General features: G+C 72.4%; 19 protein-coding genes and 1 pseudogene. 17 read left to right on the top strand and 3 right to left on the bottom strand.

The features are described from left to right. Window positions 1–128 precede the first annotated feature (128 nt). From ABGB21_RS01495 to ABGB21_RS01470, 6 genes are all read left to right on the top strand, one after another. Complete coding sequence (locus ABGB21_RS01495) at window positions 129–734, top strand: phosphoribosyltransferase (RefSeq protein ID WP_347658494.1); 606 nt, start codon at window positions 129–131, stop codon at window positions 732–734. A 102-nt stretch (window positions 735–836) separates the two neighbouring features. Further along, the gene (locus tag ABGB21_RS01490) at window positions 837–1,523 is read left to right on the top strand and encodes a response regulator transcription factor (protein WP_347658493.1); all 687 of its coding nucleotides are present in this window, start codon (window positions 837–839) and stop codon (window positions 1,521–1,523) included. A 29-nt stretch (window positions 1,524–1,552) separates the two neighbouring features. Then, window positions 1,553–2,635: a HAMP domain-containing sensor histidine kinase gene (locus ABGB21_RS01485; RefSeq protein WP_347658499.1), complete on the top strand. Its 1,083-nt coding sequence runs from the start codon at window positions 1,553–1,555 to the stop codon at window positions 2,633–2,635. 233 nt (window positions 2,636–2,868) lie between these two features. Continuing rightward, window positions 2,869–4,590 carry a DUF4173 domain-containing protein gene (locus ABGB21_RS01480; protein ID WP_347658492.1) on the top strand — a complete coding sequence of 574 codons (1,722 nt, stop codon included), beginning with the start codon at window positions 2,869–2,871 and terminating at the stop codon, window positions 4,588–4,590. A 68-nt stretch (window positions 4,591–4,658) separates the two neighbouring features. After that, window positions 4,659–5,075 (top strand): hypothetical protein, encoded by a 417-nt coding sequence (locus ABGB21_RS01475; protein WP_347658491.1) that lies wholly within the window; start codon window positions 4,659–4,661, stop codon window positions 5,073–5,075. Window positions 5,076–5,078: 3 nt separating this feature from the next. Further along, window positions 5,079–6,722: a cation acetate symporter gene (locus ABGB21_RS01470; protein ID WP_347658490.1), complete on the top strand. Its 1,644-nt coding sequence runs from the start codon at window positions 5,079–5,081 to the stop codon at window positions 6,720–6,722. Between the two features lie 23 nt (window positions 6,723–6,745). Here the strand turns inward: ABGB21_RS01470 and ABGB21_RS01465 are convergent, their stop codons facing one another. Genes ABGB21_RS01465 through ABGB21_RS01455 form a run of 3 tightly spaced genes read right to left on the bottom strand, consistent with a single transcriptional unit; the run spans window position 6,746 to window position 9,517 of the window. Beyond that, window positions 6,746–8,251 carry an FtsX-like permease family protein gene (locus ABGB21_RS01465; protein ID WP_347658489.1) on the bottom strand — a complete coding sequence of 502 codons (1,506 nt, stop codon included), beginning with the start codon at window positions 8,249–8,251 and terminating at the stop codon, window positions 6,746–6,748. Between the two features lie 40 nt (window positions 8,252–8,291). After that, complete coding sequence (locus tag ABGB21_RS01460) at window positions 8,292–8,981, bottom strand: ABC transporter ATP-binding protein (protein ID WP_347658488.1); 690 nt, start codon at window positions 8,979–8,981, stop codon at window positions 8,292–8,294. Beyond that, window positions 8,978–9,517 (bottom strand): PadR family transcriptional regulator, encoded by a 540-nt coding sequence (locus ABGB21_RS01455; protein ID WP_347676058.1) that lies wholly within the window; start codon window positions 9,515–9,517, stop codon window positions 8,978–8,980. Before ABGB21_RS01455 ends, ABGB21_RS01460 begins: the two co-directional genes overlap by 4 nt. A gap of 166 nt (window positions 9,518–9,683) precedes the next feature. Between ABGB21_RS01455 and ABGB21_RS01450 the strand changes: the two are divergent. The 11 genes and pseudogenes from ABGB21_RS01450 to ABGB21_RS01400 form a co-directional block, all read left to right on the top strand. Next, window positions 9,684–10,223 (top strand): annotated as a pseudogene (locus tag ABGB21_RS01450) (flavin reductase family protein); the annotation flags it as partial. A 184-nt stretch (window positions 10,224–10,407) separates the two neighbouring features. Continuing rightward, complete coding sequence (locus tag ABGB21_RS01445; RefSeq protein WP_347658486.1) at window positions 10,408–10,794, top strand: DUF485 domain-containing protein; 387 nt, start codon at window positions 10,408–10,410, stop codon at window positions 10,792–10,794. Further along, on the top strand, window positions 10,791–12,467 hold the full coding sequence (locus tag ABGB21_RS01440) for a cation acetate symporter (protein ID WP_347658485.1): 1,677 nt from the start codon (window positions 10,791–10,793) through the stop codon (window positions 12,465–12,467). Before ABGB21_RS01445 ends, ABGB21_RS01440 begins: the two co-directional genes overlap by 4 nt. A 176-nt stretch (window positions 12,468–12,643) precedes the next feature. Beyond that, window positions 12,644–13,621: a UDP-glucuronic acid decarboxylase family protein gene (locus ABGB21_RS01435; protein WP_347676056.1), complete on the top strand. Its 978-nt coding sequence runs from the start codon at window positions 12,644–12,646 to the stop codon at window positions 13,619–13,621. A 166-nt stretch (window positions 13,622–13,787) separates the two neighbouring features. Further along, a complete protein-coding gene (locus ABGB21_RS01430; RefSeq protein ID WP_347676054.1) occupies window positions 13,788–15,059 on the top strand; it encodes an LCP family protein in 1,272 nt (423 codons plus the stop codon). Window positions 15,060–15,326: 267 nt separating this feature from the next. Beyond that, window positions 15,327–16,274 (top strand): LCP family protein, encoded by a 948-nt coding sequence (locus tag ABGB21_RS01425; RefSeq protein ID WP_347658498.1) that lies wholly within the window; start codon window positions 15,327–15,329, stop codon window positions 16,272–16,274. 62 nt (window positions 16,275–16,336) lie between these two features. Continuing rightward, a complete protein-coding gene (locus tag ABGB21_RS01420; RefSeq protein WP_347655244.1) occupies window positions 16,337–16,672 on the top strand; it encodes a rhodanese-like domain-containing protein in 336 nt (111 codons plus the stop codon). A gap of 90 nt (window positions 16,673–16,762) precedes the next feature. Further along, window positions 16,763–17,596 (top strand): glycerophosphodiester phosphodiesterase family protein, encoded by an 834-nt coding sequence (locus ABGB21_RS01415; RefSeq protein WP_347655250.1) that lies wholly within the window; start codon window positions 16,763–16,765, stop codon window positions 17,594–17,596. Between the two features lie 48 nt (window positions 17,597–17,644). Continuing rightward, window positions 17,645–19,102 carry a PAS domain-containing sensor histidine kinase gene (locus ABGB21_RS01410; protein WP_347655243.1) on the top strand — a complete coding sequence of 486 codons (1,458 nt, stop codon included), beginning with the start codon at window positions 17,645–17,647 and terminating at the stop codon, window positions 19,100–19,102. A 215-nt stretch (window positions 19,103–19,317) separates the two neighbouring features. After that, entirely contained in the window at window positions 19,318–19,731 is a 414-nt protein-coding gene (locus ABGB21_RS01405) for an ATP-binding protein (RefSeq protein WP_347655242.1), read from the top strand. Between the two features lie 11 nt (window positions 19,732–19,742). Then, window positions 19,743–20,660, top strand: a complete 918-nt coding sequence (locus tag ABGB21_RS01400; RefSeq protein WP_347655241.1) for a DUF5926 family protein — start codon at window positions 19,743–19,745, stop codon at window positions 20,658–20,660. Window positions 20,661–20,695 lie beyond the last annotated feature (35 nt).

Here is a 20,695-nt window from a genome sequence, read left to right as displayed (position 1 = left end):
GGAAGTCAACGTGATCAGGGGTATCTGTTCTGATTTGTGGTGAAACCTTTGGCCGATCATCCGACCCCCGCTGGGTCGTACGGGCCCACCACCGGCGCCCCCGTAGCTGGCCGGGAAGAATGGCCAGGATGCGGAGCGAGCTGCGCGAACGCCTCATCGGTACGTTCCGCTGGACCGACCCCGGACCGGCCAGCACCCACCTGGTCAGCGACATCTCCGGCTGGTGGCGGGACCCGGTCATCCTCGGCGCCCTCGGCCCGGCCCTCGCCGAACCGTTCCGCGCCGACGCGCCCACCGTCGTGATCGCCCCCGAGGTCACCGGACTGCTGCTCGGGCCACTGGTGGCGACAGCCCTCGGGGTCGGTTTCCTGCCCGCGTACAAGCACACCGGCCAGCGGCGGATCGCCGAACCGACCACCTGGGCCTGGACCGGCAGCGACTACCGGGGGCGCCGGCTCGCCCTCGGCGTACGCGAACGGCACCTCGGCCCCGGCGACCGGGCCCTGGTGGTCGACGACTGGGTGGCCAGCGGCGCCCAACTGCGCGCCCTGCACGACCTGGTCGCCGCCCGGGGCGGCACCGTGGTCGGCACCAGCGCGATCGTCGCCGACTGCCCACCGGAGGTGACCACCCGACTGCGGCTGGTCAGCCTGCTCGGCCCGACCGACCTCGAATCGCCAGACCTCGAATCGCCAGACCTCGAACCGCCAGACCTCGGCCCGGCCGGCCACTGAATCCGGCCGCCGGCTGACCCCGGCCCGCGGAGCCGGGGTTCTCCACAGGATCTTCACGACGCCAGCCCCGATCGACCACGCCCCGTCCCTACAGTCGGCGTCATGCACGAACGCCGTATCCTGGTCGTCGAGGACGAGAAGACCATCGCCGAATCGGTCGCGGCCCGACTCCGGGCCGAGGGTTTCGTGGTGGAGATCGCCCGGGACGGACCGGGCGCGGTCGAGGCCTTCCGCCACCACCGACCCGAACTGGTCGTCCTCGACGTCATGCTGCCCGGCTTCGACGGGCTGGAGGTCTGCCGTCGGATCCAGGCCGACCGGCCGGTGCCGGTCCTGATGCTGACCGCCCGCGACGACGAGACCGACCTGCTGGTCGGGCTCGCGGTCGGCGCCGACGACTACCTGACGAAGCCGTTCTCGTTGCGCGAGCTGGCCGCCCGGGTGCACGCGCTGCTGCGCCGGGTCGACCGGGCGGCGAGCGCCGCGAGCCAGCGCCCGGAGATCCTGCGGATCGGCGACCTGGAGATCAACCAGGCGGAACGCCGGGTCCGGCGCAACGGTGTCGAGGCACACCTGACCCCGACCGAGTTCGACCTGCTCGTCCACCTCGCCGGCCGGCCCCGCGCCGTACTGCCCCGGGAGCGGCTGCTCGCCGACGTCTGGGGCTGGGCCGACGGCTCCGGCACCCGGACCGTCGACAGCCACGTCAAGGCGTTGCGCCGCAAGCTCGGCCCCGACCTGATCCGGACCGTGCACGGGGTCGGCTACGCACTGGAGGTCCCCGCGTGAAAAGCCTGCTGGCCACGTTCGACCGGGCGATGGACGTACTGCCCCGGCCACTGGACCCGATCCGGTCGATCAAACTCAAACTCGGCATCCTGCTGGTCGGCTCGGGAGCCGTCGGCATCACGGTGTTCCGGATCGGCATCGGCTGGCTGCCACTGAAGACCACCTTCACGGCGATCGGGCTCGCCCTGCTCACCTCGCAGGTCCTCGCCCACGGTCTCACCTCCCCACTGCGCGAGATGACCGCGGCGGCCCGGGCGATGGCCAGGGGTGACTACACCCGACGGGTCCGGGCCACCTCCCGCGACGAGGTCGGCGAACTGGCGGTGGCGTTCAACCAGATGGCCGGCGACCTGGCCGAGGCCGACCGGCGGCGCCGGGAACTCATCGCCAACGTCTCGCACGAGCTGCGTACCCCGATCACCGCGCTGCAGGGCGTGCTGGAGAACATCGTCGACGGTGTCGCGGAGCCGGACCTGCCCACCCTGCGGGTCGCGCTGGCCCAGACCGAGCGCCTCGGCCACCTGGTCGCCGACCTGCTCGATCTGTCCAGATTGGACGCCGGGGTGCTGCCGCTGCGCCGCGAGGATCTCGACGTCGCGGAGTTCCTGGACGACGTGGTCCAGCAGGCCAGCGTCAACGCGGTCGGCGCCGGGCGCGACGTCCGGTTCGAGGTACGCCCCGAGTCGGCGGAGCTGCGCGTCGAGGCCGACCCCCGACGGCTGCACCAGGTCTTCGCCAACCTGCTGGACAACGCCGCCCGGCACAGTCCGCCCGGTGGCACCGTACTGGTCACCGCCGGACGGGTCGGCAACCAACTGCGGTTCGAGGTCGTCGACCAGGGCGAGGGCATACCGACCCGGCTCCGTCGGGAGGTGTTCGAACGCTTCACCCGGGGTGAGCGGCCCAGCGACGGTGGCACCGGGCTGGGGCTGGCCATCGCGCACTGGGTCGTGGAACTGCACGGCGGCACGATCGCGGTGACCGACCCGCCGCCTCTCGCCTCCCACCGACCGGCTTCGGCCGGACCGACCGGCTGCCGGATCCAGGTGAGTCTGCCCCTGAGCGCCGCGACCGACCTGGCCCATTCCCTTTCGATCCCGGAGCGACGATGAGCACCACGGATCCGAGCCCGACCGCCGCACCCACACCGGCGCCGGCAGACGCACCGACAACCGGCTCGGCGTCAACACCGACAGAAGCACCGACAACCGGCGCGGCCTCAACACCGGCAGCTGCCCCGGCGTCGACACCGACGGCCACGACGACCCCGACACCAGCGGACACAACAGCAGCAACGAACGAACCGACACCCACACCGACTCCGGCATCGGCACCACGGGGGCCGATGCCGGCTGGGAACGCCCCGCCCGGCCAGCGACTGCCATCGGGGGTTTGGCAGCCGCCGGCGGGCGGGGCACCCGTCCCCGCCCTGGCCGGACCCGCCGTTGCGGCGGTACGACCGCCGTCCGTACTCCGTCGGCGCTGGCCCGGCCCGGCAGCCGCCGCGACCCCCGGGGTCCTCGGCACCCTCGCCGGTGCGGCGGGGGTCGCCGCGCTGAGCATCCCGTTGACCCGGACCGGACTCGGCTGGCTGGTCGCCGGATTCGCCGGCACGGCAGCACTGCTCACCGCCGCCGCCTCGAGCGGTGGACGACCCACGGACGCCGCCGCGGACGGCGCGCCGGACACCCCCGAGCGGGCCGGCGGGGCGACGCGGAGGCTCGGACGGCTACGGCGGCTCGGCGGAGCCCGACCACTCTGGGCGCTCGCCACCCTGGCCCTGCTCGGGGTCGGTACGATCCGGGCCGCCGGCTGGCTCTTCGTCCTCTGTCTCCTGACCGCCGGCGTGACCGCGACCCTGACCGTGGCCGACGGACGATCGGTACGCGGCCTGCTGTTCTCCGGGCTGATCCCACCGGCGGCGGTGATCCGGGCACTGCCCTGGGCCGCCCGGGGACTGGACGGATCGGGTCGCCCCGACGGAGGCGGCCGGATCGGCCGTACCGTCGGCACGGTTGTCGTCTCGGCAGTCCTGCTGCTCGTCTTCGGACTGCTGCTCTCCTCCGCCGACGCCGCCTTCGCCCGGCAACTCGACCAGGTACTGCCGGACCTCTCGGTACCCACGGTGTTTCGGTGGATCTTCCTGTTCGTGGCGGTCGGTGCCGGGCTGCTCGGTGCGGCGTACGTGCTCACCGCCCCGCCCGATCTGACCGGCCTCACGATCGGATCCGACCGGGCCCGGCTGCGCCGCTTCGACTGGATGCTGCCGGTGGCCCTGCTCGACCTGCTCTTCGCCGGCTTCGTCGCCGTACAGCTCACCACCCTGTTCGGCGGTGACGACCACGTCCTGCGTACCGCCGGGCTCACCTACGCCGAGTACGCCCGCGGCGGCTTCTGGCAACTGCTCGCCGTCTCGGTGCTGACCCTGCTGGTGATCGGCGCCGCCGCCTGGTGGGCACCCCGGAACGGGCGTACCGACCGGGTGCTGATCCGACTGCTGCTCGGCGCCCTCACCCTGCTCAGCCTGGTGATCGTCGCCTCCGCGCTGTACCGGATGGACGTCTACGCCGACGCCTACGGCGCCACCCGGCTCCGGCTGCTCGTCGCCGCCTGCGAGCTCTGGATCGGACTGCTCTTCGTCCTGGTCGCGGTGGCCGGGATACGGCTGGCCGGCGCCTGGCTGCCCCGCCTGGCCATCGGTACGGCGGTGGTCGCCCTGCTCGGCCTCGCCGTCGCCAACCCCGACCGGCTGATCGCCGAGCGCAACGTCGAACTGTGGCGCAAAACCGGACGGATCGACGTCTGGTATCTCGGCCAGCTCTCCGCCGACGCGGTACCGGCCCTGGACCAGCTCCCCGAACCGCTGCGCGGCTGCGCCCTCATCCCGATCGCCGGCGACCTGGTGGACCGGACCGACCGGTACGGGTCCGGTGACGACCGGCGCCACCTCGCCGACGACTGGCACGAGTTCAACCTCGGCCGCGCCGAGGCCCGAAGGATCCTCGTCGAACATCCGGTCCCCTCGGTACGGGCGTCGATGTCCCTGCCGTCCGCACGGTGCGGGTGACCCGGCCGATCGTCCGGCATCCGCCCCGCACCACTTGACATCCCGGCCGGGGCGGTGAGACTGCCGGAATGGCCAGCCCGATCGATCCCGTCCCGGATCCGGGTCCGCCGGCAGCACCGCCCCGACGGACCCGGGTGGTGCTGGCCGAGGTGACCCGGCGACGGACCGGCGCCGAGGCGACCCGGGTCGAGCTGACCCAGCAGACCCAGGTCGGCGAGGCGCTGGTCCGGGGACTGGTCCGGGCGCAGCTCCGGCTCGCGCTGCGACTGTCCCTGGTGGTCGCGATCGGTCTCGGCGGGCTGCCGCTGCTCTTCGCCACCGCCCCGGCGACCGGGGCCGCGAAACTGTTCGGGGTCAACCTGCCCTGGCTGCTGCTCGGGGCCGCCGCGTTCCCGTTCCTGGTCGCGGTCGGCTGGACGTACGTGCACCTGGCCGAACGCAACGAGCAGGACTTCACCGACGTGGTCCAGCGGCCGGAGCGCTGAGGCGTGGACAATCCGTACACGGTGCCGGCGATCATCGCGGTCACCCTGGTCACCGTCGCGATCGGCTTCTACGGCCTGACCCTGGCCCGGACCACCTCCGACTTCCTGGTCGCCTCCCGGATGGTCAGCCCGACCTGGAACGCGGCGGCGATCGGCGGCGAGTACCTCTCCGCCGCCTCCTTCCTCGGCATCGCCGGACTGGTCCTCAAGTACGGCGTCGACGTGCTCTGGTACCCGGTCGGGTTCGCCGCCGGCTACCTGGCGCTGCTGCTCTTCGTCGCCGCGCCGCTGCGCCGCTCGGGCGCGTTCACCCTGCCCGACTTCTGCGAACTGCGGCTCGGTTCACGGCGGCTGCGCAAACTCGCCACCGCGTTCGTGGTCTTCATCGGTTGGCTCTATCTGGTGCCGCAGCTGCAGGGGGCGGGCCTGACCCTGACCACGGTCGCCGGTGGACCGTACGAACTGGGCGCCCTGCTGGTCGGAGCGGTGGTGACCGCGAACGTGGCGCTCGGCGGGATGCGGGCGGTCACCTTCGTGCAGGCGTTCCAGTACTGGCTGAAGCTCACCGCGCTCGCCGTACCGGCGATCTTCCTGGTCCTGCAGTGGCAGTCGGACGGCCGGCCGGCGGTGACGCCGGAGGCCGGCGCGGTCTTCCCGGCCGCGACCACCGTCGCGGTCGAGCAGGCGGCGACCCTCACCCTCGCCGACGGCACCACCCGGGAGGTACGCCCCGGCGAGCAGCTCTCGTTCGCGGCCGGCGACCCGGTGCCGGAAATCTCCAATGTGGACGCGGTCAGCGGACCCGACTGGTTGTTGCCGAGTACGGCCGGCGACGACGACCGGGGGCTCTTCGCCACGTACTCGCTGATCCTGGCGACCTTCCTCGGCACGATGGGGCTGCCGCACGTCCTCGTCCGCTTCTACACCAACCCGGACGGCGCCGCCGCCCGCCGGACCACCCTGGTGGTGCTGGCCATGGTCGGCGCCTTCTACCTCTTCCCCACCCTGTACGGCGTGCTCGGCCGGATCTACACCCCACAACTGCTGCTGACCGGGCGGTCCGACGCGGTGGTGGTCCTGCTGCCCGAGGCGGCGCTCGGCGGCGGACTGACCGGGCAACTGCTCGCCGCCCTGGTCGCCGCCGGGGCGTTCGCCGCCTTCCTCTCCACCTCGTCCGGGCTGCTGACCAGCGTGGCCGGGGTGCTCTCCACCGACGTCCTCGGCCACGGTTCGGTACGCGACTTCCGGCTGGCCACCCTCTTCGCCGGACTGGTCCCGGTGATACTGGCGTTGAACGTCTCCGGCCTGGACGTCTCGCAGGTCGTCGGGCTGGCCTTCGCGGTCGCCGCGTCCAGCTTCTGCCCGCTGCTGGTGCTCGGCATCTGGTGGCGCGGGCTGACCGACGTCGGGGCGGCGGCGGGGATCCTGGTCGGCGGTGGGGCGGCGGTCGGCGCGGTGCTCTTCACCGTGGTCGGGCCGGAGCTGTCCGGCTGGCCGGCCGTGCTGATCGCCCAGCCGGCCGCCTGGACCGTGCCGCTCGCCTTCACCGTGATGGTCACCGCCTCGTGGGCGACCCGCCGCCGGGCCCCGTCGGACGTTGCCGCGACCATGCTCCGCCTGCACGCCCCGGAGGCCCTCCGGCTGTGAGGCGGAACCCCTCAGGGAGTTCCTCAGGTGGCGCGGAGTTCCTCGACGGCGGTGCTGGTCCGCAGCAGGAGCAGGTTGACCAGCAGCAGGCTGAGCACGACCGCCAGGGCGACACCGACGAACCCGGCCAGGTCGTCGAGGGGCAGTGGCACGGTGCGTACCACCGCCGGCAGTTCGACGCAGTCGGTCGGCGAGGCTTCGCGGCACACCGTGCCCCAGCCGCTGGAGACCTCCCGGTCGTAGAGGCCGCGCTGCAGGGTGATGCCGGTACCGGCGGCCAGCACGATGCCGGCCACCGCCGGGGTCAGGGTCTGCCAGGCCAGCGCCCGGCCCAGGACGGCACGGGGGACCCCGGTGGCGACCAGCGCGGCCATCGCCCGCCGCCGGCTCACGATCGACTCGGCCAACGCGACCAGCAACCCACCGGCGGCGATCACCAGGGCGATCGTGAGCGCGAGGTAGACCAGGTCGTACGCCCCCTGGTAGAACGTGGTGTCCCAGGGCTCGTACGGGAGGCCGGACACCTCGGCGGACCGTCGCGCGTACTCGGCCTCCGCCGCGAACTCGGTGCTCATCCTGATCCGCAGCCCGGCGGCGAACGCGCCGAACAGCACGGCTGCCAGCAGCGCGGCAAGGGTACGGCTGCCGGTCCACGGGTCGGCCGTCAGCCGGCGCGCCGCGAGCAGCCCGGCGGGCCGGCGGGCGAACCGGTGCAGCAGCCGCCCGGTGACATGCGAGATCCAGCCGGTGCCGACGATCACCCCGAGGGTGACCGCCAACTCCGCCACCAGCACGACGAGCCCGAACAGTTCGTACGGCATGCTGCGGCCACTGCGGTCCAGGTACTGGGCGAGCGGTGGGAGCAGGGCGGCCGTCCCGAGCCCGCCGAGGATCAGCAGGCCCGCCCAGGGGCGTGGCGGCCGGGTCCGGACCCGACGCACCACCCCGTACGGGGTCAGCACGACCCGGCGCAGCAGCAGCATCGCGATCAGCCCGGCCAGTACCGGAACTCCGGCCACCACGACGGCGAGTTGCCAGACCGGGGGCAGTACGTCGGTCGGCAGCGCCAGTTTGCCGTCCGCTCCGGGCGTGCCGAGCAGCTGGCGACCGACCAGGTGCAGCCCCAGCCCGGCGAGGGCGCCGAGACCGCTGGCCAGGGCCGCCTCGGTGGCGGCGATCGCGACCGCCTGCCGGGGTCCGGCGCCGGCCATCCGGTACGCCGCGAGCCGGCGGTCCCGGGCCGGTGCCCCGAGTCGGGCGCACTGGCCGGCCAGGACCAGCACCGGAATGGTCAGCAGGACGAGCGTGGCGGCCACCCCGACCCGCAACCCGGCCTCGGCGATCAGCGGGTTGCGGTACTGCGGCGAGACGTTGCTGCCGCCGTCGAGGACGGTCGGGATCGCGAGCACGGTCAGCGCGGCGAGGATCGCCAGGGTGGCGAGTGCGGCGCTGAGCCCGGTCAGCACCACCCGGACGGTGTCGGTACGGCTGCCGGCCAGGGCGAGCCGGAGCAGCACGCCCGGCCTCACCGGCGTACCGCCGCAACGGTGAGCAGCAACGCGCCCGGCCTCACCGTCGTACCGCCGCGATGCCCAGGCCGGTCGGGTCGAGGACGCCGTCGCGCAGCGTCACCTCGCGGTCGGCGTACCCGGCGACCCGCGCGTCGTGGGTGACCAGTACGACGGTGGTCCGCTGCTCGCGGGCGAGCCGGACCAGGTGGCCGAGGACCTGCTCTCCGGCAAGGGTGTCGAGCGCCCCGGTCGGTTCGTCGGCGAAGAGCACCCGGGGTTCGGTGACCAGGGCCCGGGCCAGCGCACAGCGCTGCTGCTGGCCGCCGGACATCTCGCCGGGATGCTGGTCGGCGAGGTCGGCGACGCCGAGCCGGTCCAGCCAGGCGAGTGCCGCGGTCCGGGCCTCCCGGCGCCGGGCGCCGGCGAGCAGCAACGGCAGCGCCACGTTCTCGGCGGCGGTCAACTCGGCGACGAGTTGACCGAACTGGAACAGCACCCCGAACTCGGTCCGCCGCAGTCGGGCGCGTTCCCCCTCGGAACTGGTGTCGATCCGCCGGCCGCGGTAGAACACCTCGCCGGCGTCGACCCGCATGATCCCGGCCAGGCAGTGCAGCAGGGTGGACTTGCCGCAGCCGGACGGTCCGGTCACGGCGAGGATCTCGCCCTCGGCGACGTCGACGGTGACGCCGCGCAGGGCGGGGGTCGGGCCGTACGACCTCACCGCCGCCCGGGTGCCCAGGAAGCTCATCGGGCCGTCACCTCCCCGTGCAGGTCGGCGACCCGGTCCAGGGTGGTGCGCAGCCACCGCAGGTCGGCGTCGAGGTGGTTGATGCCGTAGTCGGCGGCGATCACGTCGGCGACCGACGCGGTCGGGTCGGTCTTGACGGCGGTGAGTTCCCGGAGTCGGTCGGTGTGCGCCTGTCGCTGCCGGCTGAGGTAGTCGCGGGCGCGGCTGAGGTCGGCGACCAGCAGCGTGATGATCACCTTGGCCAGCAGCACGCTGTTCAGGTGCGGCAGTGGGGGTTCGACCGCGCCGAGCCAGCTGTCCAGGGCGGCCTCGCCGGGCGGGGTGACCGCGTACGGCGTCCGGTCGGGCCCGGCCTCGCGCTCCTGGCCGGCCCGGGCCACCAGGCCGTCGCGTTCCAGCCGGCCGAGGGTGGCGTAGACCTGCCCGTACGGCAGGGGTTTGGCCTTGGGCAGCCGCAGGTCGTAGTCGCGTTTGAGGTCGTAGCCGTGTTTCGGCCCGGTCGCGAGCAGCCCGAGCAGGACGTGCGGGGTGGACATGGGGGCCACTATTCACTGAGCGAATAGCCGACGTCAAGCCGGCACGACGGCGTGCCGGGCCCGCATCATCCGAACCGGCGGCCCGCCGAACCGGTGGCGTGCCGAACCGGTGGCGTGCCGGACCGGCCCGGGCGGCACAATGGGCAGCGTGCGCCGAGCAGAGCCGCCGGGCGGGCAGATCCACCACACCGACCCGTTCGCCACTCCGGAAGAGCAGCGGTCGCCGGTCCGCCGCCTGCGGGGCCGGCTCGCCGCGCCGGTCACCCTCTGGACCGCGTACGCCGAGGCGTCGGCGTCACCTCCGGCCTCACCGGCCGGGCTGACTGTCTCCTCGACCCTGGTCGCCGACGGGGAACCGGGCCGGCTGCTCGGGCTCGTCGACGAGGAGTCGGAGTTGTGGGAGGCGGCGTCGGCGAGCGGCCGGTTCGCGGTCGCCCTGCTCGGGCCGGCACACCGGCAGCTCGCCGACCGGTTCGCCGGGCTGTCCCCGGCGCCGGGTGGCCTCTTCGCCATCGGTGGGTGGACCGGTACGCCGTACGGGCCGGTGCCGGTCGACTCGGGTGGCTGGGCCGGCTGCCGGCTCGACGGCTTCCGGGCGTACGGCTGGTCGCTGCTCGTCGAGGCGACCATCGAGACCGTCGAGCTGACCGGCGACGCCCCGCCGCTGCTGCACCACCGGGGCCGCTACCGGGAACTGGGCGGCTGACCCACCACCGGGGCCGCCCCTTCCGCCCTCGTCGCCGAGCGGCGTGACCGGCGTCACTCGGCGCAGCGATCGGCCCGTTCGGCGCAGCCGCCGACCAGGCTCCGGATCACCGCTTTCCGATCTCCGGGCCGCTCCATACCGTGCCCGAAACTCCGGATCCCCCGTTGAAGGTGGTGAGACCTGCATGTCCACGGATACGCCCGCGCCGGCCAGCGCCCCGCCAGACCGGTACGTCGCGATACAACAGTCGGATGAGTTCGCCGGGCTACGCAAGGCGCTGCGCGGCTTCGTCTTCCCGATGACCGCGGCGTTCTTCGTCTGGTACGCCCTGTACGTCATCCTCTCCGCGTACGCCCGCGGCTTCATGGGCACCAAGCTGATCGGCAACATCAACGTCGCGCTCGTCTTCGGGCTGCTGCAGTTCGTCTCCACCTTCCTCATCGCCTGGCTCTACGCCCGGTACGCGGGCCGGAAGCTGGACCCGGTCGCCGACCGGATCCGGGAGGGCCTGGCGGGCGAGTCGTCGGCGGAGAGCAGCGCCGAGAGCACGGACGGCGAGGTGGCCAAGTGAAGGAGATCCTGCTCGCGGCCGAGGCGGGCAACAGCACCGCCCGGACCCTCACCATCACGCTCTTCCTGGTCTTCGTCGCGGTGACCCTGGGGATCACCGTCTGGGCCAGCCGGCAGACGAAGACGGCGACCGACTACTACGCCGGTGGTCGCTCGTTCTCCGGTTTCCAGAACGGGATGGCGATCGGCGGCGACTACATGTCGGCGGCGTCGTTCCTCGGCATCGCCGGCATCATCGCGCTGTACGGCTACGACGGCTTCCTCTACTCGATCGGCTTCCTGGTCGCCTGGCTGGTGGCGCTGCTGTTGGTCGCCGAGCTGCTCCGCAACTCGGGCCGCTACACGATGGCCGACGTGCTGGCGTTCCGGATGCGGCAGAAGCCGGTCCGGACGGCGGCGGCGGTCTCCACGATCACCGTTTCGATCTTCTACCTGCTGGCCCAGATGGTGGGTGCGGGTGCCCTGGTCGCGCTCCTGCTCGGCATCCGGCCGGGTACGACGTTCCTCGGCATGGACGCGGACGCCGCGAAGATCGCGACGATCATCATGGTCGGCGCCCTCATGATCGTCTACGTCACGGTGGGCGGCATGAAGGGCACCACCTACGTCCAGATCGTCAAGGCGTTCCTGCTGATGAGCGGTGCGCTGGTGATGACGATCCTGGTGCTGGCCCACTACAAGTTCAACCTCTCCGCCCTGCTCGGCGACGCCGCGAACGCCTCGGGCAAGGGCACCGCGTTCCTCGAACCGGGGCTGCGGTACGGCGTGGAGGTCGCCGGCAACTCGGCACAGACCTTCTACAACAAGATGGACCTGCTCTCGCTCGGCATCGCGCTGGTCCTCGGCACCGCCGGTCTGCCGCACATCCTGATCCGCTTCTACACCGTGCCGACCGCGAAGGCGGCCCGGAAGAGCGTGCTCTGGGCGATCGGCATCATCGGCACCTTCTACCTGTTCACCCTGGCCCTGGGCTTCGGCGCGGCGGCACTGGTGGGCCGGGAGGCGATCACCGCCCAGGATCCGGCCGGCAACACGGCGGCGCCTCAGCTCGCCGAGGCGCTCGGCGTCGACTTCCTCGGTGGTGACGTCGGTGGCGCGGCGATGCTCGCGATCATCGCGGCGGTCGCCTTCGCGACCATTCTCGCCGTGGTCGCCGGGCTGACCCTGGCCTCGTCGTCCAGCCTCGCCCACGACTTCTACGCCAACGTGGTCAAGGGCGGGCAGGTGTCGGAGCGGCAGGAGGTCAACGTCGCCCGGATCTCGGCCCTGGTGATCGGCGCGATCTCGATCGTGCTGTCGATCTTCGCGCAGAACCTGAACGTCGCGTTCCTGGTGGCCCTGGCCTTCGCGGTGGCGGCGTCCGGAAATCTGCCGGCGATCCTCTACAGCCTGTTCTGGAAGCGGTTCAACACCTCCGGCGCGGTCTGGGCGATCTACGGTGGTCTGATCAGCGCGGTCGGGCTGGTCTTCTTCTCCCCGGTGGTCTCCGGGGCGGCCACCTCGATGTTCCCGGACCAGGACTGGCAGTGGTTCCCGCTGTCCAACCCGGGCCTCATCTCGATCCCGGTCGGTTTCCTCTGCGGCTGGATCGGCACCCTGGTCTCCAAGGAGACGGACGCCGACAAGTACGCCGAACTCGAGGTCCGGGCGCTCACCGGCTCGGGAGCGCACTGACCCGCGTCGACTCCACCGCGAGTCACCGCGAAGTAACGGGTGGTGCCGGGTAACGTCGGTTACCCGGCACCACCCGTGCCGTTGTACGGCCCGAGGGCGGACCCGTCGTACCGGCCGGGGCGGATCCGACACTCCCTCACCATGCCCGAGATCAGCATCCTGGGTAGGCTGGCACTATGGTGGTAGCCCAGCGCTTCGGAGCAGAACACCGCATCCTCGTCACCGGTGGTGCCGGATTTGTCCCCTCTCACCTGGTTGACGCGCTGATCGCGCGGGGCTGCACGGTGGTCGCGGTGGACAACTTCATCACCGGCTCCAAGGAGAACGTCGCCCACCTGGCGGACCACCCACGGTTCACCCTGGTCGAGGCCGACGTCTCGGACGGACTGCCGAGCCACCACCCGGCGATCGCCGAGCGGTTCGACGCGATCATGCACCTCGCCTCGCCGGCCAGCCCCACCGACTTCGCCACCATCCCGATCGAGATCCTCCGGGTCGGCTCGCTCGCCACCCTGCACCTGCTCGACCGGGCGGTCGCCGACCGGGCCCGGTTCATCCTCGCCTCCACCTCCGAGGCGTACGGCGACCCGCAGGTGCACCCGCAGGTCGAGACGTACTGGGGCAACGTCAACCCGATCGGCGTCCGCAGCGTGTACGACGAGGCCAAGCGCTTCGCCGAGGCCAGCACGATGGCGTACCACCGCTACCACGGGCTCGAGGTCGGCATCGTCCGGATCTTCAACACGTACGGCCCACGGATGCGGCCGGACGACGGCCGGGCGATCCCCACCTTCATCACCCAGGCGCTACGTGGCGAGCCGCTGACCGTGCACGGCACGGGCGCCCAGACCCGGTCGATCTGCTACGTCGACGACCTGGTCCGAGGCATCCTGCTGCTGCTCGACTCGACCGAGACCGGCCCGATCAACTGCGGCACCGAGCACGAGGTCACCATGCGGGAGCTCGCCGAGACGATCGTGACGCTGACCGGGAGTGAGTCGAACATCACCTACGTCACCCGGACCGCCGACGACCCGGAGATGCGGCGGCCGGATCTGACCCTCGCCCGGGAGCGGCTCGGCTACCAGCCGACGATCTCGCCCCAGGAGGGGCTACGCCGCACGATCGAACACTTCAGCCAGCGGCTGAGCTAGCCAACACAGCAGCCAGCGGCTGAGCTAGCCAACACAGCAGCCAGCGGCTGAGCTAGCCGACACGGCAGCTGGTCGGGGCGGTCGCGGGCGGGGCAGAGTACCAGGTTCGTGCCAGGTCGCACGTGGCACTCAGCGGTTTCTTGGCTCCGCTACGTACCCTGAGGTCATGTTCGAGAGCCATCCCCCGAACGGACCTGTCCACGGCCACCGGATGAACCCGGGCGGTGCCGGCGGCGCGGTGCCGGCGCCCGGCCCGGCCGGCCCGAGCCGGATCTCCGGACGTGCCCAGGTCGGCGTGCCGGGCCAGCCCCGTTCCGGGTACGGAGGTCCGTCCGGTCCCGGTGGACCGGGTGGTCCCGGTGGGCCGGGTGGTCCCGGTGGGCCGGGCCTGCCCGGTGGCCCCGGCGTTCCCGGCCGGCGCGGTCCCCGGCCCCGGTGGGGGCGGATCGCCCTGGTGGCGAGCGTCGCCGTGCTGGTGCTCGGGCTGCTCGCCGGCGGCGGCCTCTGGGTGTACGTCAAGGGGCTCGACAACGACCTGAAGCGGACCGACCCGTTCGCCGAACTGGCCGGTGGCCGGCCCACGTCGGTCAGCGGCGCGCTGAACATCCTGATGGTCGGCAGCGACTCGCGGGATCCGGACGCCCCGGTCGACCAGGCCAGCAAGTGGCGGGCCGACACGATCATCGTGATGCACATCCCGGCCAGCCACGACAAGGCGTACCTGGTCTCGATCCCGCGCGACCTCTACGTGCCGGTTCCGGAGAACGCCGGGGCGGCGTGCGACAGCGGCCAGCGCCACAAGATCAATGCCGCGTTCGCGATCGGCGGCCTGCCGCTGGCGGTCCGGACCGTGGAGTGCTTCACCGACGTCCGGATCGACCACGTGATGGCGATCGACTTCGCCGGTTTCAAGGAGGTGACCGACGCCCTCGGCGGGGTCGACCTGAAGGTCGAACGGGACATCACCTCGATCCACAAGCCGTTCCGGAAGTTCAAGAAGGGCGTCAACCACATGAACGGGGCGGAGGCGCTGGACTGGGTCCGCCAGCGCTACCAGTTCCCCGACGGCGACTTCGCCCGGATGCGGCACCAGCAGGAGTTCCTGCGGGCGCTGATGGACAAGGCGGCCAGCAGCGGCACGCTCACCAACCCGGCCAAGCTGAACGCGTTCCTCAAGTCGGTGACCAAGGCGGTGACCGTGGACGAGGGTTTCTCCCTGGTCGACATGGCGATCCAGTTCCGCAACCTGCGGGGTGAGAACCTCCAGTTCATCACCAGCCCGCACCTGGGCAGCCAGACGATCAACGGCGAGTCGGTGGTGGTCTCGGACCGGGAGAAGGCGCTCGCCATGTACCAGGCGATGGCGAAGGACACCATGGAGGCGTGGGTGACGGCGAACGTCACCCCGACGAAGAGCCCGGCCGGCAACGGCGGGTGACGGTTCCCTGACCACGGCGACCGAAAAACGCAAAAGCCACTGGACGCCCAAACCGGGCCCTTAGCCTGAGGTGAAGAAGCTTCGCTCAGCCGGGTCCGGGGAGGGGTCACGTTCACGTCGAGACGGTCGGCTCCGGACGAACCCGAGGGGCCGCCACACGAGTCCGCCCCCGACTCCGGCCCTGACACGGAGGACGCCGGACCCGCCCGGACGCGCCACAGGGCGCCGGCCTGGGCCAAGCTGGCCCTCGGAATCGGAGTGGTCCTGGTGGTGCTCTCCGGCGTCGGTGGAATCGGTCTGCGGATGCTGGCCAACCGGTACGACAACGCCGTGGTCAAGGAACTGCTCCTCGACCCGGCCGCCCGTCAGGAGCAGGGCGACGTCACCGGCCCGCTCAACTACCTGCTGGTCGGCTCCGACGAGCGGGTCAACGCGGCCCCGGGCACCGACCAGCGGTCCGACACGATCATGATCGCCCACCTGCCGGCCGGGCTGGACCAGGCGTACCTGATCTCCGTACCCCGGGACCTGCTCGTCGAGATCCCTCCGGCACCGGCGACCGGCTGGCCCGGCGGAGCCGACAAGATCAATGCCGCCTTCCAGTACGGCGGCGGCGGCCAGGGCGGCACCCAGTTGCTCTCGGCGACGCTGACCCAGCTCACCGGTCTGCGGTTCGACGGCGCGGCCCTGGTCAACTTCGCCGGCTTCCAACGCGCCATCGACCTGCTCGGCGGCGTACGGATGTGCGTCGACACCGAGGTCCGGTCGATCCACACCCAGGCGGTCTTCACCCCGGGCTGCCACGAGATGACCGGAGCCCAGGCCCTCGACTTCGCCCGCCAGCGCTACGGCCTGCCGAACGGCGACTTCGACCGGCAACACCACCAGCAGCAACTGCTCCGGGCGATGATGGACAAAACCACCGCCACCGACATGCTGCGCAACCCGCTCCGGCTCGACCAGGTGATCCGGGCCATCGGCTCCTCGTTCACCGTCGACACCAACGGCGTACCGCTGGAGGACCTGATCTTCGGGATGCGCCGGATGCGCGCCGACGCCCTGCACGGGATCCAGCTGCCGGCACACGCCGAGACGATCGACGAGGTGTCGTACGTGCTGATGGACGAGCCCGCGAACGGCCTCTTCGCCTCGATCCAGAGCGCGGACCTGGAAACCTGGGCCCGGGCCAACCCGAAGTGGGTCCGTCGGCTCTAGGTGGCGCGTCCGGCACGGTGCCGAGCGGTGCCGGCCCGTCGACGGGTCTACGCTTGGTAACCGTGTTCGCAGCCAATCTTCCCTCCGTGACCGCCGCCCAGGTGCCGGCCGACGCCTACCTCCTCGACGTCCGCGAGCCGGACGAGTGGGCGGCCGGGCACGCCCCGGGCGCCCACCACCTACCGATGATGGAGATCCCCGCCCGGATGTCCGAAATCCCCACCGACGGCGACGTCGTGGTGGTCTGCCGGTCCGGCGGCCGTTCCGGCCAGGTGGTCGGCTACCTGATGAACAACGGCTGGGACAACGTCCGCAACCTCGACGGCGGGATGCGCGACTGGGCCGCCAGCGGCCAGCCGATGCAGAGCGAGGACGACCAGCCGGCGCGGGTCATCTGAGGAGCGCCCGAAGATGGTGGCTCCTTGAGCAGTCAGCAGGGCGTACGGGCGGGTCTGCCACGTCCACGGGCCGACGGACCGGTGGCGGGTCTGCCACGTCCACGGGCCGACGGGCCGACGGCGGGCCTCCGGTCTGGCAGCCGTCCGCTCGTCTTCGCGCACCGGGGCTCCTCGGCGAGCCTGCCGGAGCACACCCTCGCCGCGTACCTGCGGGCCATCGAGGAGGGCGCGGACGGGTTGGAGTGTGACGTCCGACTCAGCCGCGACGGCCACCTGGTCTGCGTACACGACCGGCGGCTGGAGCGGACCAGCAACGGGCGGGGCCGGGTGAGCGCGTACACCCTGGCCGAACTGGAACGGCTCGACTACGGCTCGTGGCACACCGGGACGGGGGCCGCCGACGACGTACCGCCGGACCCGGCCCGGACCCGACTGCTGACCCTGGACACGCTGCTCGGCGCGGTGCGGGACGCCGGCCGCGACATCGAACTGCTGATCGAGACGAAACACCCGAGCCGGTCCGGCTCCGCCGTCGAGCGGCGGCTGGTCACCCTGCTGCACCGGTACGGGCTCGCCGATCCCCGACCCGACGATCCGGTACGGGCGACCGTGATGTCCTTCTCACCCCTGGCGGTTCGACAGGTCCACCGGCTCGCCCCGCGCCTGGCCACCGTACTGCTGATGGACCTGCTGCCCCCGGTCGTCCGGCGGGGCCGGCTGCCGTACGGTGCCCGGATCGCCGGCCCGAGTCTCAAGCTGCTCGGTAACCGTCCCGGTCTGGTCCCGGCGTTGCACGCGGCCGGTAACCGGGTCTACGTCTGGACCGTCAACGACGAACCGGCCCTCGACCTCGCCCTGGCCCGTGGGGTTGACGGGATCATCACCGACCGGCCGGCGATGGTGCTCGACCGGCTGGGCCGCTGACGCTGCCGGCCACTGCCCAAAGTCCGACCGGACGGGCAGACTCGGGGCATGGCGCAGCACCCCGACTACCCCGCTCTCCTCGCCGGGCAGCTGACCATGCTGGAGGCGATCGACTCGGGTGAGGTGGGTCTGCCGGTTCTCGACCGCCTGCTCCAGGTCGCCGCGCGGGCCCTCGGCGCACCCGGCGTCGCGTTCGTGGAGTACGCACCCAGCGGCGGTCGGGTGGTGGCCGCCACCGGCAGCGTCGAGTGGGCGGTGGGGCGTCCGCTTCCGGCCGCCGACGGGATGGCGGAGCAGCTGCTGACCGGCCCTCGGGTACGGGCACTCGGCATCGACGTACTTCCGCCCGAGCTGGCCCAGGAACTGGACGACTCCGGCCTGGGGCAGTTGCTCGCCGCCCGGGTGGAGATCGGCGGGCTGACCATCGGCAGTCTGCACGCCCTCTATCCGGACCGGGAGCGGCCGGGCAGCGCCGAGCACCAGGCGGTGCTGGGCTACCTGGCCGCGTGCGTGGCGCACCTGTACCGGGACCAAACCGGGTTGCCGGTGCACGGTGACGGCAGCGTGGTCGCCGCGCTCGCCGACGGTCTGGCGATCGTCGGCCGGGACGGCACCGTCCAGCTCTGGAACCCGGCGGCGGAGCAGGTGACCGGTCTGCGTGTCGCGGAGCTGGTCGACCGACGGCTGCCGTTCCCGGTGCCGCCGCCGGGTCAGGTGCTCGACCACCGCCTGCCGGACGGCCGCTGGTTGAAGATCACCTCGGGGGAGCTGCCCGGCGCCGGCGCCCGGGTGGTCACCTTCTCAGACAGCGGGGAACAGGACCTCCGCGACCATGACCGGGATCTCTTCGTCGCGGTGACCAGCCACGAACTACGTACCCCGGTCACCGTGGTGAAGGGGTACGCGGACACCCTGACCGCGCACTGGGACTCGCTCTCCGAGTCGGACCGGCGGCAGGCCGCGGCGCTGATCGGTCAGCGGGCCGGCGAGCTGGCCCGGCTGATCGACCGGCTGCTCTCCAGCACCAACGACGCGGGCGCGGTCGGCGGGTCGCCGCCGGTACCCTTCGACCTGACCGAGACGCTGCGGGCGGCTGTGGCCGACCTGCCGGCGGACCTGCGTCACCGGCTCAGCATCCGGCTGCCGGAGCAGCTGCCGAAGGCGCTCGGCAATCGGGCCAGCCTGGCCACTGTCCTGACCGAGCTGGTCACGAACGCCGGCAAGTACTCCCCGGACGGCAGCCGGGTGGAGCTGACCGCCGAGTCGGACCGTCGGACCGTGGCGTTCCGGGTGAGCGACCGGGGAATCGGGGTACGTCCAGACCATGTGGAGCGGGCGTTCGAACGGTTCTGGCAGGCCGAGTCGGGAGACCGGCGCCGCTATCCCGGTGCCGGCCTCGGTCTCTACCTCGTCCGCCGGATCATCGAGCGGCAGAACGGATGGGTTTCGCTGCGTCCCCGCGAGGGCGGCGGTACGGTCGCAGAGGTACGGCTGCCCCGAGGTTGACCCACGGCATCCGGGCCCCACGGTCCGCTGAGGAGGCGTCCCCCATGTCCACCGTCCCGACGTCCGACACGTCGGCCGTCCCGAGGCCCGACAGCCCGACCCGCACCTCGGCCGTCCCGAGGCCCGACACGCCGGCCCGCACCTCGGCCGTCCCCGCGTCCGGCGCCACGACCGCCTCGGCCGTGCGGCACACGCCGACCGAACGCTCGTGGCACATGACGGTGCCGCACCACGCCCAGGGTGCCCGTACCGCCCGGCACCGGCTCCGGGTCGAGCTCGCCGACGCCGTACCGGCCGCGTTGCTCGCCGACACGATGACGGTGGCGGCCGAACTCCTCGGCAACGCGGTACGCCACGCCGCGCCGCTGCCCGGCGGCACCGTCCGGCTCTCCTGGCGGCTGCGCGACGACCCGACCGGCCACCTGGTCGAGATCCGGGTGACCGACGGCGGCGCCGGGGTCACCCCCCGGATCCGCCAGGTGGGCCCAGACTCGGCCGACGGCCGGGGCCTGTTCCTGGTCGCCGCGCTCGCCACCGACTGGGGGGTGGTCCGCGACGGCCTCGGGCAGAGCGTCTGGGCCCGGCTCCAGCACCCGGTCGGGTGCACGCCGGAGGTCCGAGGGGCCTAGGCTGTCTCGTCGTGGGTAAGCGTCGAAAGAGTTCCCGGGCCACCGAAACGACCGGTTCCGCGACGGGCGGAGCCGGCGGCCGGCCGGAGAAGCGCCAGAAGGTACGCGACATCTTCGTGCCCCGCCCCTTCGAGGGGCTGGCCGACGAGGCGGAGTGGATTGCCCTCCGTGAACTGGTGCCGGCGGCCTCCGCACCGCTGACCCTCACCCCCGAGCTCGTCGAACAGTACGGGGAGCGGCCGGTCACCCTGGCCACCGTGCTGCCGATGGCGATGCCGGCGATCGCCAAGCCGGACGGGCGGATCCTCGTCGGCCTGCAGCGGCACGTGCAGTCCGGTGACGTCTCCCGCGATCTCGCCGAGGCGCTGCTCTGCGCGCTGCGTACCGAGCCCGGCGGGACGGTCTCCGTGCCGGCGCTGCCCGGCGAGGGCCCCCGGCTGCAGGACGTTCTCGTCGACGGGCCGCTCGGCATCACCATGCACGACGGTTTCGGGTTCTGGCTCGACCCGGGCGCCGACGAGGACCCGAACGTGAAGGCGTCCCTCGAACGGGCCGACGCCTCGATCTATCCGACCGTCAAGCTCGCTGCCGCGCCGGCCGCGTACTGGTGCCAGGTCAGCGACAAGAGCCACGTCCGCTGGGTACTGCCGGACGACGAGGACCCGGCGCTCGCCGCGCTGTCCCGGCTCTCCGCCGCCGGTGAACTGACCCTCGGTGACGGGACGAAGTTCGCCGGCATGTTCCGGGCGCACGGCCGGCTCGTACCGGTCTGGGACATCCCCCGGGACGCCCCGGCCGAGTCGTGGGAGGGCCCGCTGACCGACTTCGCGAAGCGGTACGCGGCGGCGCTCGCCGATCCGGCCGACCTCGACGCCGCCGGGCGCCGGGCCCGGCAGGGTCTGCTCGGGCGGCAGCTCACCCTGCGCTAACCGTCAGTCGGGTTGGTTCACTCAGCCGCTCGGAT

Origin of the sequence: Plantactinospora sp. B24E8, assembly GCF_039871735.1 — a bacterium.
Lineage (GTDB): Bacteria > Actinomycetota > Actinomycetes > Mycobacteriales > Micromonosporaceae > Plantactinospora.
Note: the sequence above shows the minus strand (reverse complement) of the source record. Positions and strands in the feature narration are given on the sequence as shown.